Annotated in this window: 1 protein-coding gene; it reads right to left on the bottom strand. The window is 42.8% G+C overall.

Annotated features, from left to right (window positions below; genetic code table 11):
- The coding region (locus tag DCCM_RS00710; RefSeq protein ID WP_104370557.1) for an IS4 family transposase at positions 1 to 1,016 on the bottom strand (1,016 nt) is incomplete at its 3' end.
- Between the last annotated feature and the right edge of the window lie 151 nt (positions 1,017 to 1,167).

Below are 1,167 nucleotides of genomic sequence, written 5' to 3'. Positions count from 1 at the left end.
CCATAAGTCTGAATAATCTCTTTGTCGGTCAGCTCTAAATCAGTTGTGAGCAAGGCCAACCATTTTTTTGATCGATTCCTGTCCCGGACGAAAAGAATACGAGCCGATACAGGGTTACCCTCTGGGTCCTTGCCGAGTTGAACGATGGCATTTGCTAAAACCTTAGCTTTACCGGGTTTCTTAAGGAGTTCCCTGTAAAGGGCTTCAAGAGTGAGCTTGCCATCTTTATAGATGTAATGAACCTTTTTCGTTGATTTAAGCATGCACACCACATGGAGTCCATGCTTACGAACCCTACAGATAATGGATGGAAAGGCAAACCAGCTATCGAAAAGAAGATACCTTGCCTGGATACCGTATTCCTGGGCCTGGCGTATGAGGTCGAACATCACTTCGGTAGATTTTCGAATGCTTTCAACTCTTCTTTTGTAGCCGGTAGTACGCTTGTCAATCCGTGGGTCAATCTCGCAAAGCCGGTTGCATTCCTTCTGGGAGCTGAGTAGTGAAAAAGCAACCGGCAGAAAAGTGTTGCCGTCTGACCATCCCAGAGTTAGCATCCGAAATCCACGGACATACCTGTTTTCAACGTGATCCTTCACCCTCGCCAGCAGTTCAACGGCCTTGCTCCTATTGCGGCTGTACAAGGAATCATCAAGGATAAGGACATTCTTCCTGCTACTGGAGGTCAGTGGTTCAATGGTTTCCTTAATGACAGATGAGCTAAGCGTGAGCAAAAATTTTCGCCAATTATGACGGAACGAATTTAGAAAGCGGTAAACAGCGTCCTTTTCCGGATTTCCGGTATCTGGCCCGGATTGCAAAGTCCGGTATAAATTCTTTCCGGTAAAGACAAGCATAAAAACGAACCGGAAGAGGACAAAGCAGCTAATGCCCTTTTGTTTACTGAAGTTTGAGTTATTTAATATTTTACCAATTTGGCGTTTGGATAAAAAATTGTCCACCCGAGAATTAAACTGTTTTTCAACTTCATACCGTTCTGGTAAAATAGATTTCATAAAACATCCCTTTCCTTTTGGTGGAGTGGTTTGTGGTGATTCTATTTTACCAAAAGTTAGGGGTGTTTTTGTTGTTTTCATTCAAAAATAGTCGAATCAAACTCAGTTATATCAAGGGTTGAAGTCAATTATTCATGTGAGAAAGTTGAGT

Origin of the sequence: Desulfocucumis palustris (assembly GCF_002933875.1) — a bacterium.
GTDB classification, from domain to species: Bacteria; Bacillota; Desulfotomaculia; order Desulfotomaculales; family Desulfocucumaceae; genus Desulfocucumis; species Desulfocucumis palustris.
This window is presented reverse-complemented; position numbering and strand designations above follow the sequence as displayed.